Genomic DNA, 19,312 nt, shown 5'->3' on the forward strand with positions numbered 1-19,312 from the left:
GCTCGGCACGAGATCCCGCAAGTTCAAGCAAGAGCCTCGTCAAGCACAGCCGCAGCGGCTCCTTGACACCCGTCGATCGAGGTCGAGGTTGAGGAACATCGTGCTAAACTTGCGATAGGTCCTGAGCCAGAGCGGTCCAAGCCTGCGATCGATCATCGCCGTATCACTCACGATTGCAAGCGGCAGCACGAGTCGTCCTGCCGGGGAAAGTGAGCCTGATCGCAAGAGACGCGTTCTGGATCAGCGGTCTTCATTTGCCGAACTCTCTAAACGAGCATGCCCGGGACGTGGTGGCGCAGCCTGGCTTTGTCGCTAGTCAGCGAAAGAGAGAGCCAAACAGCTCGTAGCACTGCGTCCCGTCACAGGCCATCATGAACGGATCGTATTCAAAGAATCATCTGCGCGAAGCGACCAGTGTCCCGGCCCCAGCATTTCGGTCGAGGCATGGAAAAGATGCGCGCTCCACAATCTGACGCGGCGTGCGATTGGGCTCATTTCTTTCGACGACATGTTGTGCGGCAGTTACAGCAATTCGCGATCTTATTGTTAAACGCACGGCGCCGGGGGGCATCGAAAGGAACGAACTCAAATGAAGAATTTTCTGATTCTGACCGCAACCATCGGCGCACTCGGTGCCGCCGCTCCCTCGTTCGGCACGGACTTGGCGGGGCAACCTGTCAAGGTCAAGGCGGCACCGCTGCCGGTCGCAGCCCCGATCATCGATTGGTCCGGCTACTATATCGGCGTCAATGGTGGCTGGGGAACGAGCCGCAACTGCTGGGATTTCAATGGTGTCAGCCCCGAGGGCTGCCATAATTCGACTGGCGGCACCATTGGCGGCCAGATCGGCTATCGTTGGCACATCTTCAACATGGTCTACGGCATCGAAGGACAGGGCAACTGGGCCGATTTCAGCGGCTCCAATGTCAGCACCGCCTTTCCGGCAAACACCATTGGCACCACGACAGACGCATTCGGTCTACTCACGGGACATATCGGCTACGCGTTCAATGCCGTCCTACTTTACGGAAAGGGTGGCGCTGCGGTGACCAGCAACAACTATCTCATCAATTCGGTAGCTTCTCGCACCGAGCTTGCGAACAGTAATGATGTGCGTTGGGGTGGCGTGCTGGGAGCCGGTGCGGAAGTCAGCCTCACGCCGAATTGGTCAGCTGGCGTCGAGTATAACCACTTGTTCATGCAGCGCAGCAACATTAGCTTCCCAGGGTTTCTCGGCACGGACCGCGCCCACCAGGACATCGATCTCATCACGGCGCGGCTCAATTACAAGTTTGGCTCGCCCTTTGCCAAATAAAGACCTCCACGCGGTCGCGTGAATCGGAACTCCGACCCCCGGGTCGGGGTTCTTTCCTCAGCTGCTCCTCTTCCTGCCGGCCCCAATCCAGTTCCGAAGCACCAGGTGCGAGCCCGTCTGAGTAATGGATCCAGAGGCTGGTTGGAGTGTGGCCGAGATGCCGCCAACACACTGGAGGAACAGGTCAATTCATCGATCTGGTGAAAGTCCCACAACCTCACGCAGCGTGAGATAACGGACTTGCCCAAAGGAGCGTTGCGAGCTCGCCGAAGCTGCCATGCACTATGTCAGAAGCTGGAAGCCCACGATTTGGCTGCTAGTGCCCCGTTCTCAAATTCAAAGAACATTTAGGCGAACTGCCACAACGACCGCTTGAATCCGGCTGGCTGCACCCAGCTTTCGCATCGCATTCTTGACATGAAAGTTGACTGTATTGTCGCTGATTCCCAGGATTTTCCCAATTTCCCATGACGATTTCCCCTCCGCCACCCACTGCATGCAACTGATCTCCCGCGGCGATAGTGCAACTTTTCTTTCGCAACCATTATCGCAGGGACGAGAGATGTCGCCACAGGCGGCGTGAAACTGCCAGGCCAGCGCGTTGAGATGACCGATGCGGTGCTGAGGATCAGCATCGTCGAACGCAGATGCAAACGACACCACAGATATCCGACCCAACGGGCCAAACAACGGCACACTCATGCCATGCTTCAGCCCCGCCTCTCTCGCCTCGTCCAGTACGCGTCTTTCGTCCGGTAGAAGCTGACAGTGGTCGGCGAGTTGATCCCACAAAAACGGCCGCGAAAGCATCGGCGTCCGCCGGACCACCGGATCGATAGTATGGTACTTGCGCTTGAAGTAGCGGTCGCACCAGTCTGGCGGCCACTTCACAGCCACAGTCGGGGGTGGATACTCTGCCAAGCGAAGTGGCTCAACGAAGTTGAGAGAGCCGTATGCGACTTCACTGAAGCCTTCCTTGGTGGCACAGCCTACAAGAAGCTCGAATAGCGCTCTGAGCGAATGAGTCTGGTTCGCGCATTCGGTGAAGCTAAAGAGGTCCATGATGGGCGCTTGAGCACGACGAGCGAGCTCCCCGTCGTCGGGTTCGATTGGGCTTGTTTCAGGCGGAGCCAAATTCCAGTCCATGAGCTGAACTCGAGGGTTAGTTTATTCGTGCAGTCTGAGCGCTCGCGCTATGCCGGACGCCATTCGACGAATTCGTTGCGCCGCCGCCGCATGCACCGGCATGCTCGCATCAAACACCGGAGATAGCGTCATCATCCCTGCCTCCGAGGCTGAGCGGAAGTGATCGGTCCAGTTTGCGGATAACGCACTGGCCAAATCGAAAATCATCGCCCCTGATCCGTATTGGAGGAGGATGCCATCGATACGAACCCAAAGGTGTCCCGTTTGATCATCCCGATGGTCCGCGGGGCCTGGACTGAGCTTCCAGACAGCTCCACCGGCTAGAGGCTTGGCTCTGTTGAGCTTGCATGGCGAGAAAACGCAGCCGAACGACGCTTTGGATTGTCTCGGGGCCGAGCACGACGAGATCCTGGGCTCTGATCTGCGCGATACGGCTAAGCTCGAGGGGCTTTGCGGCGCGGAACTCGACGAGTGTCCTGTCAGCATCCATTCTTTGCTTAGGGACGAAGACAATACGAGATTCATATCTTTTCCCAATCTTGCGAATTGCCGTCGCTAACCGTTCGCCGATTCTCCGCCGTGCGACGGCGCCGGTGACGGAATCGATGAGCAACACGGAACAGTCGAGGCAGAAGCCATACTCCCCGCATCATTGTGCGGCGTCTCATCGAATCCGTCCGGCGGGCCTGGCGCAAACGTACCGAACGTGCAGAAAGGGGCCACCTTAAAGGCGCAACGAGAGATACTCGCAACCGCGAGATCTGCTTGATGCGGAGGACATTTTGCATGCGCTTCTCCAGCAGGGAGACGACCCGCGCCAGACCAGCAAGTGTCATACCAACTGCTGATTTCACAAAACCAGACGTCCAGAAAGAGCTTCGAACGCGCATGGTTGGCGCGACGTCGGTCCGTCGAAGCATTCATGACATGCGGAAAGCCGACAGCACGTCGCGAGACGCGACACGAGGTGAGTTACAGCAAGAAATGCAGCTCACCTCGGCGGCCCGTCGTGCTGCTTCCTCAGGGCGCAACGCAGTCCTATTCCAGCCAGTCAAGTACCAAGTACGGCAATTGATTGGACGGTCCAAACATGGCACTCGCTAAAGGAACTTGAACTGACTGGACCTTTGCCCAGCTATTCCGGCGAAGCGGTTCGATCCGTCCCCGAGCAGAAAAACAGTCAGACTGCACCTGATTGCGCGACTCATGCTGGGCTCGGTGGAAAAAGGCGAAGATCGTCGCCAAGATCGGTGAAGCATGGCTTGTCTGCTCATCGCGATCATCTCACTGCTCTATGCGAGCGTTGGCCAGGCTGGTGGCACTGCATTCCTCTCGCTAATGGCATTTTTTGGTATGTCATCGACAGAGATGCGCCCGACGGCACTTGGTCTCAACATTGTCGTCGCGGCTTATTCTACGTGGCTCTTCAACCGCAACAAGGTCGTTGACTGGGCCATCCTGCGCCCGCTTCTCTTTTCGTCCATGCCAGCGTCGCTTGCCGGCGGCTTGATTGTGCTCGATGGCCACGTGTACAAGACGCTGACCGGGCTCGTTCTTCTTCTGGCGAGCGCCGTGATGATCATGCAGCGGGGACGTGCTGCTGATCGTGTTTGCGAAACTCCGCTCACGGCAATCGTGAGCATTGGCGCGGCCCTTGGCCTGGTTTCCGGTCTGACCGGCGTGGGTGGTGGAGTGTTTCTCGCGCCGACGCTCATCACACTGAATTGGGCATCACCGAAGCAGACCGTCGCGTTATCACCCCCTTTTATTCTGGCCAATTCCACAGTCGGATTCGTCGGAACTTTTTTCACCGGCCAATTTCCCTCTCCGGATTTGGCTCTTTACGCTATCTCCGCGCTGGCGGGTGCCGTCGCTGGAACGATAGTCAGCCTGAACTGCCTGAACCCGGCAGGCATCAGATTTATCCTCGTTGCGGTTCTGGTCATTGCCGGCATCCAATTGGTTCTCGCTTGAAAGTCTCAACTCCCATCTTTCGTGGATCGGCAGGAGATCCAGCACGGTCAGATCGGGGCGCAACATGATGAAGGCGGCAGCTTATGTCTGTCCGCGCGCCTTGACTAACTCTGAAAGCCGCCAACGCGAACACGAAAAGCTGTCGGGTCGAGCGGCGATGGGGCGGATCACCTCGTGCATCCCAGCTGATCGTCATGGGCCGAGCGGTCCGTACCTCGTCACATCCCGTTCGCGCTTTCCAGTTGCCGGGAGGGTCAATGTCGGCGCGGCGCGCGAGCGGGATGAAGCGTACCTCCATCTTGTCTATGGCTTGCGCGACCCTCTCATCTAGGGCGCAAGAACGCGGGAAGAAGAGCATCTGATGGGAGGCGATCGGGCACGCTCTCGCTACCCTGCGGATCGCGCCACGGGGGCGCATTCGACTTCTTCAAGAGCGGTCGGGGCCTGAAAACTCTACTTCAATGTAGAACTGCAACGCCGCGCGTGTGTGTGGGTTACGTTCTCATGGAGAATGTCAGGGAAGATGATGTGCTGAGCGCCAGAAAGACGCAGGCAATTCTTGAGCGCATGGATGCAAAGGCGCGGCAATGAGCCGCCTCGGCCACGAAGCCGTCAAAATGTTGCGCGTGCTGCCTTTGAAATCAGCCGCGCCAATATACTCATCCTTTTACCGGTGCCGAATGAGTTCGATGCCTTCGGCGTTGTATAACAGGGCTTGGGTGGGGTGCCCACTTTCGACTGATCGAGCTGTTTGGCGGCCATCTCCATCCGGCCTGGCTAGGCTCAGCTCTCATTTTCGCGAGGCGAGCTCCAGGTTCGGTGGCCTACCGAACCACAAACTTCCACGATCTGTTGTGAATGGACTGAAATGCCAGGCCGCGAAGGCTACTTTCATGCAATGAACAGGCGCAAGATCATCTCCCAGTCGGCTCCTGCATGGCAGCGCCAGCTCGCAGCATCAGAACATAGTGACGGGTCGGTCGAAACCTGACCAGGCGGTCTATGTGAAGCTGAGAGCTGCAGGTGCATCGCATCGATACGACGCCAATGGAGGCTAACGAAATAGATATGCGCGATCTGGCAGGGATCGATAGCTCCAAAGCCGATGTAAAAAGAAAACAACCCAGTTTGAAGCAGAATAGAAACTATTGCAGATAGTGTCTCGTCCGATTGCATCTGGCCGGGATTCGCTTGCCATCAGCAGGCGCCCAAAAGTCGTTGTGAGTTGGTGAGCTGCATTAGACAGCGACGACACGCCGCCGAACCAAGGCGCCCCGACGCACTTCGCCGGGGGGCTGAAAGTGCGCTGGGGTCGCCCCAACACCATCAGTACATCCGTGATGATGCTTGTGGCAATGAGACAACCAGCGTGGCGGAATTGAGGCTTAAGCGTTCGATACTAGAGATTAAGAATGGCTTTCGTCGGCCGCGCTAAAGGACTTTGAATCGCACGTTGCGTCAGGTTTTGTGCTATTGCGCTCCTCGCGCTCTCATCTAGCAAGCAACCTATCTTTTGTGTCACGCCGGCCTTTGACGGAGGCATCCGTCGAACTCTGTGAGCAACCAATCGGCTTTGCTTGAAAATATCGGTTTTAAGATCGAGAAGCCGAGCTGCTCTTGGTGAGACCTACAAGTCCCTGTGTTGGTCGCAAAAATGACGGGCCGTCGGCGGATGCGAACCGGCGTGCCCTCGGATGAGCGATTGATCGCTCGCGCCGGCTCTCTAGCCGCTTCAAGCGTGCTCGGACGAGAAAATTCATACCTAAACGTCCAAATAATCGCCAACGAGCGGCTCTCTCTCCTTGCTCTGCCTCTAAGCCGCGTTGGCAGTAACATCGAAAACGGGACCAGATCTCAGAAACCACTACGTTTGACATAACGCAAAGACACAATTGACGGCATCGGTCAGCTTCATGCTGTTGAGCATGGGAAAGTTAAGTCTTGCAGACCTCCCTTCTAAACAAGTATTGCGATGCTCGCCTGCCTTGGTACACCATCTATCCAACCGTACCGGATTTCTCCGCGATGGTCGGTGCCAAGACTTGTGAGACATGGCTGAGGCGGCTGCCTCCCGACGAGCCCGTATCGCTCTACATCCACGTTCCGTTCTGTCGCTCTATCTGTTGGTATTGCGGTTTTCCTACAAGCCTCACGCGCGGCGAGCGACCGGTCCGCAATTACTTGGCAGCAGTGCGGGACGAGATATGCTTGGTCGCAGAGCAATTGCCGCGCGCTCTGCCGGTGCACGACGTGCATTTCGGCGGCGGTACGCCGACCACCATTGCACCGATCGATTTTGTCGCCTTGATGGAACTCCTGCGCCACTGCTTTGCGTTCAGTAAATCAGCTACCATCGCCATAGAAATCGATCCGCGTGGGGTCACGGCCGAGATGGTCGAAATGTTACAAGCGGCTGGGATCAACCGCGCGAGCATAGGCGTGCAAAGCTTCGACCCCGCGGTTCAAAGGGCCGTCAACCGAGTCCAGAGCGAGGTACAGACGGCTTCTGTCGTCGAAAGTCTAAGGCAGCATGGCATAAGCCGCATCAATTTCGACCTTCTCTTCGGACTGCCGCATCAGACGGTGCGGTCCTGCGTTGACTCCGCGCGAACGGCTCTAGCCATGCGGCCAGACCGGCTTGCGGTTTTCGGCTATGCTCACGTCCCCTCCTATATGAAACGTCAGCGCCAGATCGATGAGACGGCGCTGCCGGATAATGTCGCCCGCGCTGAGCAAGCCGCGGCTATTGCAGATACGCTGGTCTCAGCCGGCTACCGCCAGATCGGGCTCGACCATTTCGCCCTGCCCAATGACGAGCTCGCGCTGGCCCAGAAAGCTGGTCGGCTGCGCCGCAACTCTCTGGGCTATTCGGCTGATACCTGCAAAACCGTAATCGGCTTAGGTCCGTCAGCCATCGGCCGTCTGCGCGACGGTTACGTCCAGAACGAGATCGCAACCGCTTCCTATCACCAACACATTCAGGCTGGCCGCCTGGCAACCTCAAAAGGCTACTGTCTCACCGCCGAAGATCGCCTCCGCGCAGCAATCATCGAGCGTCTTATGTGCGATTTGCAGGCCGACGTACCAGCGATCTGTGCTGCTCACGGATTTGATCCGATTCCTCTTCTCGGTTCCGCCGGCCGCCTGGGAATGCTTGCAGAAGATGGGGTCGTGGACATTGAAGAGGGATTCATTCGAGTCAAGCAGGAGCACCGGTTTGTCGTTCGCGCTGTTGCTGCCGCTTTCGACACTTATCTCGACCGCATCCCTATTAACTAGGCCACGCAAGTGAGCAGATCGCAAAGCTCTAAGCTCTTCGCGGGGGGCGATAAGAAGCCATCGGGCAGGCACGCCAGACTGGTGTGATGACACGACCTTTCAGATATGATCTCAAAACTGGCGAGGGCTGATTGGAAGAGAGCTGATTTAAAGGAAAGGCGCAGCGTATTCCGCCGCTCAGGGCCACGGTTCGATCATGCGGAAAGTGCTCTGCACCACCTGCCCTGGAGTGCTCTCGATGATAGTGACGGCCTCACTACATGCCGCTGGAGACGACGGCGCCCGCACAAGCTCCGGGTATTTTACGGCCGGAGGCAGCTTTGCGAACTTACGGGCCACTTCATCGAGCACAGTTGGAGACTCGACCACGCCTGCCGCGTCTCAAACCTCAAGGCTCGGCTGTCTTCGGTGCGGCGATCACTGGCGCGCCTCCGACGGAAACAGGTCCCTGTGGTTTGGATCGCCCGAAGCGTTTCCTGGCGACGCTCGAAGCAGCCCGGGCTGGCGACAAAGGAGGCTCGGAAGCAGCAGAAGGAACAGGTGTTAAACTCTTCAGCGAATCGATCCGCGAAGCCAGAATGGTGATCTGATCCAGGATCCCTTTGAGATCATCCCGCTGAGCGTTGATCCGGCTGTTGAGTACTGCGATCTCATCTCCGGTTTTCTGCTGTGCCCACTTTATCTCAAACAAGGATGCCCTGTCCTCCAGTGACAGGCTCATCGTTGAAGCTTCCGGCGTCTCGATAAAGGCTTCGAGGTTAGCCCAAAGCCAGGCGCCAGCAGCACACGAGCCAACGAGGACAAGCGGGAGCACCAAAACCGGGAGTATCCGTCTTGACGGCCCGCGCAAAAGCGGCCGCAAGTCTGAAGCGGCCGCTTGATCCATCAAATCCATTGTCCCTCGCTCAAGATCCCATTCCAGCAGGCTTGTTTCGTCGACGCGATAGGCTGCGATGCTCACGCGCTCCAGGAGCTGCGAGCGCCGACAATAATCAATCTTGCCGAGCGTCCCGATCGGCCACCCTGCTCGTATGAAACGCTGCTTCTCGAGGAACGCAACGCGACAATTTGCGCGCGTCCTCCATGATAGCGTCACCAGCGAGCAACGGTGCTCATCTTCGCCGGCGATGGCGCAGCAGTTTCTCGCCATTCAGCACTGTACCTGGTCAACTACCAATTCCGGCAGATTGTTCGAGATGACGGGCTCGTGGCAAGGGTGACCAACGAACGCCGCGTACGTCAAGGATTCGGATGCAGGACGGGTTGTGCCGCGCTCACGGCAGTCAGCAACTGTTTGCCGATACTCGCCAAAGCTGCTCGATGGCTGATTCCTCCGGTCTCCTGGGCCATCACTATGGATGTTGTGGTGAGGTTGGCGCGCGAGCAAGTTCAAGCCTGGCTATTGTCTTGTGTTTCGCTGAGAACGATACCGCTAAAGCGCTTCGTGAATCCAAGCTTCTTGCACGGAGAGCCTTGCTTGCCGGTCGCTGCCGTTTCGTCCAGAAAGCCGCCTTCGATGCAGATGCGCGACACCGCCAGACTCGCCTAACTCACAGTGAGCAGGGCGGACATTCGCAATGTTTTGGTGGCCAGGCCAGCAAGCCCCCGCGCGCTCGTCGTGAGCATTTGCCGAGCCAGCGCCCTCCTCTGGCTCTCGGCGCACCGGCATCATGCACGAGCAAAGTTTCGGACCAGATCATCGTCGTGCCACGGGGTGAGAGGTTCAGCAAACCTGAGTGGTCCTCTTCGGATAGATCATGTTCTGGCTCGTCCCCCTCGCCCTCGGACGCGCAAACGCCGGGAGCTCACTCTGGCCAATCAGGCCGCAGTTCAATCTATTCATGGCCGGGCGACATGGGCCCGAAGTACGCCATGCGTGATTGCCTTCTCGCGACGAGCTCGTCTCGGACAAACTCGGCTACGGCAGCACTCAAACCAAGGGGAAAGCGATTTTGGCTCGTTATCGCGCTTTCGCTAGCGGCTTGTCTCGTCGGCAATTCCGTACTGGCACAAACCGCGAGCGGACTTGATCCGAGTAACCACTCCATGGATCAGGCCAGCAAAAGAGGAAAGACCCCCGATCGGGCCGCAAGGCTCCCGATCGACCTGATCCGTCAGGAAATCCGCGCTCCTGCCTCGGCTCCAGCAGCAGGTCTCGGAGTGCCTTTCGAGAAGCGCGGCAATGCGGGCAGGGGTGCTCAGACGAGACCGCAAGAGACGATCGATCCCTTCGAAAGGTACGACAAGCTGCGTGAAAAAGGGTTGTGGTTGAACATACCTGGCCCTGCGGACACGATTGATCAGGACAGGGACGGCGTTAGATCGGCGCTGGCAGATGTCGGCATCGGGTACATCGGCTGGACACACAACAGCTTTGCAAACAACCAGCTGCCGAATGCGGCCAGAAGCCCTATCGCAAACCAGCTCTATATGGGCCAGAATCCGACCTTCGCGTCGGCAAACTTCATGATCGTTACCTACGATCTCAGCCGGTTTGGCATTGCCGACGGACAGATTGTCGTAGGAGCCGAGCAGCAATACTGGACGTGGGATCGCCCGGGACCAGATCGAGCGGGAATCAATACGCTCGCCTACTACCAGACTTTCTTCGACAGGACGCTAGAACTCAAGCTTGGCTACCTCATAAACCAAAATGAGTTCACCGGCACATTGTTCGGAGGGATTACAGGATCGAACATGTCTGCCTTGTTCCAGGCAGGGATGAGCACCAAAGCTGCGCCGACGCCGGCGGTCAACTTGAAGTACAATTTTGACGATCGCTTGTACAACAAGGTTTCCGTCCAGCGCTCAATCAGTCCAGATGGTGCCTATGCCCACATAATCGAGAATCCCACCGGCCTGAACTGGAGCACGGCCAATGCAGGCATCCTTCTCGTTGACGAAGCCGGCTACAAGAGCAAGTCGGCTCCCGGCGTACCCGACACGTGGCTGCGGGCGGGCGTTGGTTTCAACAATAGCCGCTACACGAATTTGGCGGACCCCAAGCAACAAAGGGAGACTGGGAATCATTTTCACTACATCGCTGCGGACAGGCAGCTCTGGCAGAGCGACGCCCTTGGGTTGCCGTCTCGCGGCATCTATGGCGGCTTCTCCATCATGGGAGCTCCGCCTGACCTCAACAGGATCAGCCAATATTGCGAGCTTCGTCTTTATGCGAAAGGCCCCTTTGATAGCCGGCCCAGTGATCTGATTGCAATCGTTGCTAGCAAGACGAGCTGGAGCAAATTTGCGGTGGACGCTGCTCTCGCTAAAGGCCAGCTTGCGCATCGTGATACCACGGCAATCACCGGAACATATACCGCCCGTCTTGCTCCGGGAATATATGCAGGCGTGGGATTATCATACATTCATAACCCCACAAGCATCACGCACACGCCCCAAACGGAACACGCGCTCAATCTGTTGGTATCTACGTTGATATTCTTCTGATCATCGCAGACGCCATTCTGATTCCACCATCTCGTGCCGCATGGGACTTGAGCTTCGCGATCTTGTTGAGGAGACCGGCTGCATCTGCGCGAGACGAACCGTCTAGGGGTGCGCCAGCTGTAAGAGCTTATAGAGAAAAGATGTCGTTGGACCCCTAGCAAGGTGAAGCGGAGTGTTCAGGATAAACTGGTCCCGAACGCGGTCATTTCCCAGGTTAGCCACCGCGATAACTCTCCGCTGCGGAACCATAGCCAGGTCAGGTTCTCAAAAGCTTGCTCGACTAGGCAGACCTGTTCAGGTGATCCTGGAGTGAGGTTAGCGTGGACCCGCAAAATTTTGACCCGTTTAACGTGGCAGCTTGGTCGCAGGTGCAGCACGACGTGCCGCAAGAGCCGCAGACGAGCCAGGCCGGACAAGATGGCTTTGAGCAGCACTTGGCTGAGGCAAGGCAGGCCGAACCCGCTCCCGTCGGCGGACGAGGCTCCTATCCCCATCTATCTACCGAAGACCGGGACCTTATAAGGCGATTGCTCAATATGTGGATCAGAAGAACCCACAGCCGAATACGGTCAAGCTTTATACTCAGGCACTTCGTCGACTGGCGAATGATCTCCGCGCCCGTGGCCAAACGACTGATCTAAGGGACCACCAGTCGCTGGCTAATCACCTAGATACTTACTTTCCCAATGACGCCCTCATGAAGACAGGCGTAAGCGTCCTTCGTGCGTATCATGATTCCAGTCATTTGGTTTCTCGCGGGCGACCGCGCGCGCTCCCCTCAGCGAAAGACGCATCTAACGATGGCCGGCAATCCCCGGATGAGGCGATCGATGCACGTGCCCAGAGCAATCTCCTGGCAAGTGAGGAGCTCCCCATCAATCATGAACATGACACAGCTCAATCGAGAGCAGCTCGGCGCAGAGCAGAGTTCTCATGAGCGACCGTCGGGAATACCGCTGTGTTATTGCTCTGCCTGAGCCATCGTTGAGGCCAACCGTCTGCTTGACGCCCCATTTCTTCAAGGGGCGATCCGCCCCACATTGGATCGGGGTTGTTGTACCGAGTAGAGGCGAGTTCTCTCATTGGCAGGCCCTTCTGCGATGGGTGATCGATTAGCGGTTGTGGTGCGAGATAGCCGTGGAGGAAGATAGTCTTCGTGACTTTGAAGGACCGATGTCGCTTCAAACTCTGGCGATCATTGGAAGCCTGTCCCGACCATCAAGACTCAGAACCGCAACCGGAACAGCCTCCCTCCTCGTTGTGACCGCCTGCTCTCGTGATTTGGTTCTGTCGGGATTCGTGTTTTGCCGCTGGTTCCGGACTTAGCGCTTCCGGATCAGGCTGTTCGCAGCGACAATGGGCGAATTCTGGAAACAAGCGTGCTCGTTCCTCCCTATGCCGTATCAGTAAACGTGATGGTACCAGGAGGCCGTCGTCATGCAATTTGCCAGCTGCCGGATGTTGGTCTCACATGCGGATCTTGCAGGGCAGCGTCCCCCTGTATCCGGGTTGAATGGGTCGTTTGATTCGATCGGGTTCACGCCGCGCCCGCTTGAGAGACTATCGCCTCGCAACCTTTCGAGCCAGGCTCGGGCCTGATGTACGGACAGCGGAGAGGCTGCCGCTTGAGAAACTGACAGAGCCAACATCGCCGTCGAAATCAGGCCTGTATTCACGCCCCACTTCTGCGATCTGCATCGATTGGGTGCATCGCCGGTCAAGCGCGGCGTGATAGAACGTCTCGCGCGAGCTGCCCGCCGAGCATTGGAAATTGCAGCCAACTTGCTTCTTCACCGAGGTTCGGGATAAACGCGAACGCGCTGGCGTCCTTCGCTTTCCACCAACTCGCCCCTGTAAGGCATTCCGCGGATCTCGAAATAGGTCGGCCGCCCGGGCTGGGGCATGATGCGCTCGCCTTCCAAAACGCGCACGAGGTAAGGCGGCAGGAACCGCTCCCTATGCTCCCAGCCGCCCCGGATAAGATAGCCAAGATCGACTACGCCTTCCCCGGTTTGCCTTGCGCTTCCGATTGGCGGTGGGCGATGCAGCGGCCGCGATGGCCCGGCTTCGTCCATCCCACCGGCGCGCGGGTGATGGATCAGGCGAATATCCCTGCGACCGCCCGGTCCAAATGTCGCCGAATAGCGCTCTCCATTGATTGCAAACTGACTTGGCCCGAACTGGTTTGGCAGCAGATTGATGTTGCCCAAGACATCGATCAGCACGTCTGAAGCCGCCTGGGAGCCGTGGCGCCAGTTGGCGCCAACGATCGCTCCAATGTGCCGCAGCTCCGAAGCCGCCCCGGGCGGTCCTGCGAACGGCGAGGCGGCCGCAAATTCAGGTGCTGGCGCAGAGCGCGCATCATCACGCAAGTCGTGGGGTGTGGGTGGATCCAGATCAATGAAGGAGTCGAGACCGCCGTAGATGTTTGACGATCGGGGCCTCACGGACGAAGGCGATGCGGGCTCTTGCATCTGTTGCCCAAGCCAGGCCCAGGCTCGCTGGCTCGGGGCGGCTGGAGTGGCAGGAAGCTCGAGCGGCGGATGAGCTTGCGCGGCCCAGTGCGGCGCCGGCACCGGTGAGGCAGGTTCGTGGATTTGGTCGCCGAGCCAATCCCAAGCTCCCGCGCTCGGCGTCGCCGGCGTTGCGGGAAGCAGCTGGGACGAGCCGGCCTGCCATCCGCTTTGCGACGCCGGCATCGATGAGCCAGATCCGTGCATTTGCTCTCCAAGCCATTCCCAAGCTCCCGCGCTTGGCGTGGCTGGCGTTGCGGGAAGCTCCCGTGGCGAGTGGGCCTGCCGACCAGCTCTCGCAGAAGGCTGACCCGGGTCCTCAGGAGGCGGCAATCCCAGGACCCTGTTCGCCTCAAGGATTTGTTGATAGAGCCCAAGCCTGACCAGATCAGCGTTGATCTTGCTGTCCCCGGTCTCGTGTTTGTACTCCTCGACATCCTGAGCGAGCCCAGGGGTGGAAAGTCGGCCGGCGATCGGCTGTCTATCATGCGTCTGCAGCCACTCACTCAGCCTGAACATGCGGCGAGTTTGCCTGTCGATCGTCTTTGGGTCGATCCTGTGTGTCGCCTTTTCCGCCGCGGCCCACATGCGCATGAGGGTTGCGTCCTCAGCGTGAGGAGCCAGCCGCCGGACATCGGCTGCCAAGGTGTTTCCGGCACCGACTTCACGAAGCTTCTTCAGGGCCGCCTTGATGCGCCTGCCGCGGTCCTTTGCGTAGGTGTCGACGTCCTCATCGAGCTCAGCTTCTAGCTGGTGGTTTTCCACATCGGGATTTTCCAGCTGCGCGTTTTCAAATTCCCGGTGAATTCGATCGGCAATCGAGGGCCTGCCGGCGTCGCTCAGGCGCGCGCTCAAATGGCGCAAATCGGCTGCCGCATTCTTGATGGTGCCGTCGCTGAGATTACCTGCCGCCTTGTTTCGGAAATCTTCAATGAGCTCCTCATCTGCCGAATTGACCCCGCGCGTCCGGCCCGGCTGCCTTGCATAATCAAGTCGTACATTCGTCGAAAATACGTCAGGTTGGACCGCGTCGCGCGACGACTTTCCGCCAAGGGCCTTGCCGATTCCCGATTTGAAGCGTGACCATAATCCGCGGCTTTTTCCGCTCTTGGCCAAGGCGGCAGACTCTGCGTCCGGAAAGCTGCAACGTGCGCTGCTGAACAGATCATGGTCGTGTCCCCAGTGATGGTGTAGCTCGGTAGAGCAAAGCCGCCCGGACGCGCGCCTTCACATAGCGCCGTAGCGGGCGGGCGGCTTTGCGGTGGCCACCGGCAGTTCTCCGGTAGGATCGGGTTGCGACACGCCAACGCAACCGAGGAACCACCGATGACCGACGATATGATGAACCTGCGCACGCTCGTGGAGAAGACCCCTGATGCCGATCTGTTGCGCGAGATGATCGGCTTTGCGGCCCAGCGCCTGATGGAGCTGGAAGTCGAAGGCCAGACCGGGGCGGCCTACGGGGAGAAGAACCCCGAACGTCTGGCCCAGCGCAACGGCTACCGGGACCGGATCTGGGAGACCCGCGCCGGCGCAGTCGAACTGCGCATCCCAAAGCTGCGCAAGGGCTCCTACTTCCCGGGCTTTCTGGAGCCGCGCCGGATGGCCGAGAAGGCGCTCACCGCCGTGGTGCAGGAGGCCTATGTGCAGGGCGTCTCGACCCGTTCGGTGGACGATCTGGTGCAGGCGATGGGCATGACCGGCATCTCCAAGAGCCAGGTCAGTCGGCTATGCGGCGAGATCGACGACAAGGTGAAGGCGTTCCTCGCCCGTCCGATCGAGGGCGACTGGCCGTATCTGTGGATCGACGCCACCTACGTGAAGGTCCGCCAGAACGGCCGCATCGTGTCGGTCGCGGTGATCGTCGCAGTCGGCGTCAACAGCGACGGCCGGCGCGAGGTTCTCGGCATGGACATCGGACCGTCCGAAGCCGAGACGTTCTGGACCGCGTTCCTGCGCAAGCTCGCCCGCCGCGGCCTGCGCGGCGTCAAGCTGGTCGTCTCCGACGCCCACGAGGGCATCAAGGCCACGGTCGGAAAGGTTCTCAACGCCACCTGGCAACGCTGCCGCGTGCACTTCATGCGCAACGCGCTGGCCCATGCCGGCAAGAGCGGGCGGCGGGTTGTCTCCGCCTTCATCGCCACCGCGTTTGCCCAGGACGATGCCGAGACCGCACGCGCGCAGTGGCGGAAGGTCGCCGACCAGCTCCGCCCCAAACTACCCAAGCTCGCCGCCTTCCTCGACGAAGCGGAGCCTGATGTGCTCGCCTACATGACGTTCCCGCCCCAGCACCGGACCAAGCTGCACTCGACCAACCCGATCGAGCGCCTCAACGGCGAGATCAAGCGGCGCACCGAGGTCGTCGGCATCTTCCCCAACGAAGATGCCATCGTCCGTCTCATCGGCGCGATCCTGCTCGAACAGAACGATGAATGGGCCGTCCAGCGTGCCCGCTACATGACGCTGGAAACCATCGCGCCATTGAGCGATGATCCCAACGTCAGCCTCACGGCTATCGCCAGCTGACCAGCCCGGCTCTCGCCGGCGAACGCGGTGACCCGCCGCCAGCTACACCACATCACGGGGCACGATCCAGATCATCTCGCAAACTAGACTGCGGCACTTGCGCCGAAGTGGGCACCTGGAAGCTGGGAAGGTCTACGCTCCGTCGCGTGCCGCCTCTCCCCGAAAGCGGAGTGCGGCGGCACCCGCATCGAACCGCCGAAATTATCCCGCCGGACTGATCGACCACCTCCTGCGGGAGGCCGCTCAGGCGAAGCTGACTTGCTTTCATCAGACGGATCGAGATTCAAGCCCTTCAGCCGCCCTTCAAAGTCACCCTGCTCGCTTGGGCTGCCCGCTCGCTGCCCACTCCGCCCCTGAAGGGCGGCGTACTCTCGCATCCAGGCTCCTGAATCGAAGAATGGGTCAACCGGATCCACCCTGCTCTCCTCATGTTTATATAGACCCTGCAGCGATCCGTAGGGCCTGGATTACGGCCAAATAGCAGCTCGTTCAGCAAGAATCAGATTTTCGATTGTTGTAGCCGCAACCTTTCGAAAAGCTGACGAGATCAGGATATTGCTGGGCGCGAGAGTGGCCTGGGATAGGCACTCGCCTGACCAGGGACCGGATCGCTCCAATTTTGCCGCCGGCCTCCGGTTCGAGCTGACGAATTCCTCGACCGACGTAACAATGGATCGCCTGTCGATCGGGTGCCGAATTCAAGCATCACCACCCGAACAGTTAGCTGCCTCGTCAAACCGAGCTGGCTGGCTGCGGCAGCGCCTCCGCAACCGATGATTTCACCGGTGCGCGCGTTGGTCTCCTCAACAACTTTTCGACCGGCGGAGCTCTCGTCCCGAAGCGGCTTCCGACCGGACGCAGATACGCCCTCGCCTCGCGCGCGGGAATTTTCGTCGCGCGGCAAGACCGAAAAGCCCTGATCGATGGCAGCGCACTTCCAAGGTGCAAAAGCATCTTGGCAGCGATGGGCGAGGCTTCACGATCGATCTTTGCGTACCGCCGAAGAGCAATGATAAATATCTCTGCGGCGGTTTGGGAGCCTCATAGTTTTAGGCCACGCTCTGCGAGCAAACGGTGCATGACCTCGCCTTTGATCTCGCCAGCGATCTCGTTTCGGACTTGAGCTCCGAGCACCCGCTCGGCATCCGGATCGCCTAGAAGACCATGCTCGGCCAGTCGCTGATCCAAGCGGGTTTGAAACTCCTCGCCCATAGCTTCGACCAGCCGGTCTTGCATCGCTTCATATTCGTCCGGAGCGATGCGCCTCAGCACCGTCTCCCAGGGTTGCCAGCGGGTTGCCATGTAGTCGGTGAACTGGCTTGCTTCCCGCTGCCGAACCAGCTCGAGCGCCTCCGTTGCATCGTCCTCGCTTACGTGAGAGACCGCCAGGAAGCGCATGTCAGGGGCGACATGACTGAGCTCCAGCGGCTCGCGCAGCCGATGTTGATAGGCCAGGTAGACTTCGATGTCGTCTACGTTCGGGTTGCCGCTGGCGAGCGAGTTGACCCTGTCGCGCGCGATCTCGTCCAACGCCTCCAAGCGGAAGGCGACACGGCCGCGCTGGATCAGATCGCCAAGCAGATCGTCATATACCCCGTCCTCGACGTCAGCGTTGAGGCGCGCGGTCTGCATACCATTCCAGTGCAAGGTGACACGATCCTCGCAGCTCGCGTTGGCCTCGGAAGCCTGTGTGAAAAACTGCTCGCGCAGTCCCGGATTTGCAGCTGCCTGGCGCAGATCATCAGCCACTGCCTGCCGAAACCCGTCATTGCCGTAGTTCACGGTGCCTCGTAGCCTCTCCAGGAACTGTGCGTAGTCTTGGGCGCCGGGCTCGTCCGCAAAGTGCTGCCATTCGGCCAGTGCTGACGGGTCGTCTGCGAGCCAGTGTGCGGCAGCCTCATGCAGGGATTGCTGTGCAAGCTGTGGTGGCGCTTGAGCCGCCGCCAGATGAGCGAGGACGTCGTCCGGCAGCGCATTGTCGGCGAACTCGAGGCTCTCCAGATACGAGTAGTAGGGGTTATTATTCTGCACAAGAGCATCTAAAAGACCTTCAGGCAGGCTGGTCAGCCGGTTACCGCTGACATTGAGTGATTGGAGCGTGCTCGGAAGAGGGTCGGGGAGGTTGGCCAATTGATTGCCGCTGACATTGAGTTCAATGAGCCACGAGGGGAGGGACTCGGGAAGCTCGGTCAGCTGATTGCCACTAACCGCAAGCGAGGTGAGCCTGCTCGGGAGCGCGTCCGGCAGGCTGGTTAGCCGGTTGTCGTTTGCGTTCAGGACGTTGAGCCTGGCCGGAAGGTTTGCCGGCAAAATGGTCAAGCTGTTGTCAGCGACCTCCAGCTCAGAGAGGGTCGCCGGAAGATCGTCCGGCAAACTGGTCAAGCGATTATGGCTAATGAGAAGATGCTGGAGACCGGGTGGGAACATAGCAGGCAGGCTGCTTAGCTCGTTGTGCCTGGCGCGCAGTTCCCGCAACCTTGGCGGCAGGGCGGCGGGCAGAGCGGTCAGCGAGAGCGAAGACAAATCCAGCGAGCGCGAGCCTGTGTTATCCGAATTCCTGATTCGTCTGCGGCCCTGTCGCCTATTCTCGGCTTCGCCCTGCCCCTCTTCGGCAACCCAATTGTCCAGGATCTGCGAGCGCGCGGAGGCTGGGGTCCGAAACCCTGTCAAGGTTTCGACCAAATTCGCCACGGCACGATTGAAGCCGCCGAGGTAGCTTTCCTGGTCCGCGTCTTCAGAAGGCGCCGAGGAAGAACCTGCACTCCACTGTGCCTGTCCCGTGTTCATCAATTTCTCCATCGTCAGAAGCAAGAATATCCCGCTTCTCAAGCTCGCGAAGCAGGTGGTTGCGCCGCGCAATGATCGTTCGACCGCCGGTGCACGTGCTCTGCGGCTGTCGCCGACTTAAGTGGGTACAGCTTCACACGAGCCCGACCCGGCAAATCGATCGATACTGCTGTGAGCTTGCTGCCTTTCGTTGACCAGATAAGTCCGGCAGGACAGTCAACGGGCGTAACGTTCTGCCGTTAGCAGGCCTACCTGTCGATCAGCTGACGAGTGTCGCTACAGAACGTCAGACTTGCTCAGTTTGCCAATGATATGGTCGTCG

10 protein-coding genes are annotated in these 19,312 nt (G+C 59.1%); 6 read left to right on the forward strand and 4 right to left on the reverse strand.

Annotated elements, in window-relative coordinates; genetic code table 11:
- Nucleotides 1-589 precede the first annotated feature (589 nt).
- Nucleotides 590-1,315, forward strand: a complete 726-nt coding sequence (locus E4K65_RS35145; RefSeq protein WP_135178026.1) for an outer membrane protein — start codon at nucleotides 590-592, stop codon at nucleotides 1,313-1,315.
- A gap of 336 nt (nucleotides 1,316-1,651) precedes the next feature.
- Here E4K65_RS35145 and E4K65_RS35150 read toward each other — a convergent pair whose 3' ends face one another.
- The gene (locus E4K65_RS35150; RefSeq protein WP_135178044.1) at nucleotides 1,652-2,377 is read right to left on the reverse strand and encodes a LuxR family transcriptional regulator; all 726 of its coding nucleotides are present in this window, start codon (nucleotides 2,375-2,377) and stop codon (nucleotides 1,652-1,654) included.
- Nucleotides 2,378-3,718: 1,341 nt separating this feature from the next.
- Between E4K65_RS35150 and E4K65_RS35160 the strand changes: the two genes are divergently transcribed.
- The 3 genes from E4K65_RS35160 (at nucleotide 3,719) to hemN (ending at nucleotide 7,714) form a co-directional block, all read left to right on the forward strand.
- The gene (locus E4K65_RS35160) at nucleotides 3,719-4,435 is read left to right on the forward strand and encodes a sulfite exporter TauE/SafE family protein (RefSeq protein WP_135178027.1); all 717 of its coding nucleotides are present in this window, start codon (nucleotides 3,719-3,721) and stop codon (nucleotides 4,433-4,435) included.
- Nucleotides 4,436-4,499: 64 nt separating this feature from the next.
- Nucleotides 4,500-4,766 (forward strand): hypothetical protein, encoded by a 267-nt coding sequence (locus tag E4K65_RS35165; protein WP_135178028.1) that lies wholly within the window; start codon nucleotides 4,500-4,502, stop codon nucleotides 4,764-4,766.
- A gap of 1,610 nt (nucleotides 4,767-6,376) precedes the next feature.
- On the forward strand, nucleotides 6,377-7,714 hold the full coding sequence (gene hemN, locus E4K65_RS35170) for an oxygen-independent coproporphyrinogen III oxidase (protein ID WP_135178029.1): 1,338 nt from the start codon (nucleotides 6,377-6,379) through the stop codon (nucleotides 7,712-7,714).
- A 388-nt stretch (nucleotides 7,715-8,102) separates the two neighbouring features.
- On the opposite strand, the gene E4K65_RS35175 is transcribed toward hemN, so the two are convergent.
- Complete coding sequence (locus E4K65_RS35175; protein WP_235885855.1) at nucleotides 8,103-8,675, reverse strand: hypothetical protein; 573 nt, start codon at nucleotides 8,673-8,675, stop codon at nucleotides 8,103-8,105.
- Nucleotides 8,676-9,760: 1,085 nt separating this feature from the next.
- Here E4K65_RS35175 and E4K65_RS35185 point away from each other — a divergent pair.
- Nucleotides 9,761-11,164 (forward strand): carbohydrate porin, encoded by a 1,404-nt coding sequence (locus E4K65_RS35185; protein WP_235885856.1) that lies wholly within the window; start codon nucleotides 9,761-9,763, stop codon nucleotides 11,162-11,164.
- 1,790 nt (nucleotides 11,165-12,954) lie between these two features.
- On the opposite strand, the gene E4K65_RS48255 is transcribed toward E4K65_RS35185, so the two are convergent.
- Nucleotides 12,955-14,793: a hypothetical protein gene (locus tag E4K65_RS48255; RefSeq protein WP_235885858.1), complete on the reverse strand. Its 1,839-nt coding sequence runs from the start codon at nucleotides 14,791-14,793 to the stop codon at nucleotides 12,955-12,957.
- A gap of 210 nt (nucleotides 14,794-15,003) precedes the next feature.
- Between E4K65_RS48255 and E4K65_RS35200 the strand changes: the two genes are divergently transcribed.
- Nucleotides 15,004-16,203 (forward strand): IS256 family transposase, encoded by a 1,200-nt coding sequence (locus tag E4K65_RS35200; protein ID WP_135178032.1) that lies wholly within the window; start codon nucleotides 15,004-15,006, stop codon nucleotides 16,201-16,203.
- Between the two features lie 1,041 nt (nucleotides 16,204-17,244).
- Here E4K65_RS35200 and nopM read toward each other — a convergent pair.
- Entirely contained in the window at nucleotides 17,245-18,990 is a 1,746-nt protein-coding gene (nopM, locus tag E4K65_RS35210; protein WP_209312118.1) for a T3SS effector NEL-type E3 ubiquitin ligase NopM, read from the reverse strand.
- Nucleotides 18,991-19,312: the final 322 nt, after the last annotated feature.

This window comes from Bradyrhizobium niftali (genome assembly GCF_004571025.1).
Lineage (GTDB): Bacteria > Pseudomonadota > Alphaproteobacteria > Rhizobiales > Xanthobacteraceae > Bradyrhizobium > Bradyrhizobium niftali.

What these genes read in the sequence shown, in the direction of transcription:
- E4K65_RS35145 (WP_135178026.1), top strand. Translation starts at nt 590, where the DNA reads ATGAAGAATTTTCTGATTCTGACCGCAACCATCGGCGCACTCGGTGCC.
- E4K65_RS35150 (WP_135178044.1), bottom strand. Translation starts at nt 2,377, where the DNA reads ATGGACCTCTTTAGCTTCACCGAATGCGCGAACCAGACTCATTCGCTC.
- E4K65_RS35160 (WP_135178027.1), top strand. Translation starts at nt 3,719, where the DNA reads ATGGCTTGTCTGCTCATCGCGATCATCTCACTGCTCTATGCGAGCGTT.
- E4K65_RS35165 (WP_135178028.1), top strand. Translation starts at nt 4,500, where the DNA reads ATGATGAAGGCGGCAGCTTATGTCTGTCCGCGCGCCTTGACTAACTCT.
- E4K65_RS35185 (WP_235885856.1), top strand. Translation starts at nt 9,761, where the DNA reads ATGGATCAGGCCAGCAAAAGAGGAAAGACCCCCGATCGGGCCGCAAGG.
- E4K65_RS35200 (WP_135178032.1), top strand. Translation starts at nt 15,004, where the DNA reads ATGACCGACGATATGATGAACCTGCGCACGCTCGTGGAGAAGACCCCT.
- nopM (WP_209312118.1), bottom strand. Translation starts at nt 18,990, where the DNA reads ATGAACACGGGACAGGCACAGTGGAGTGCAGGTTCTTCCTCGGCGCCT.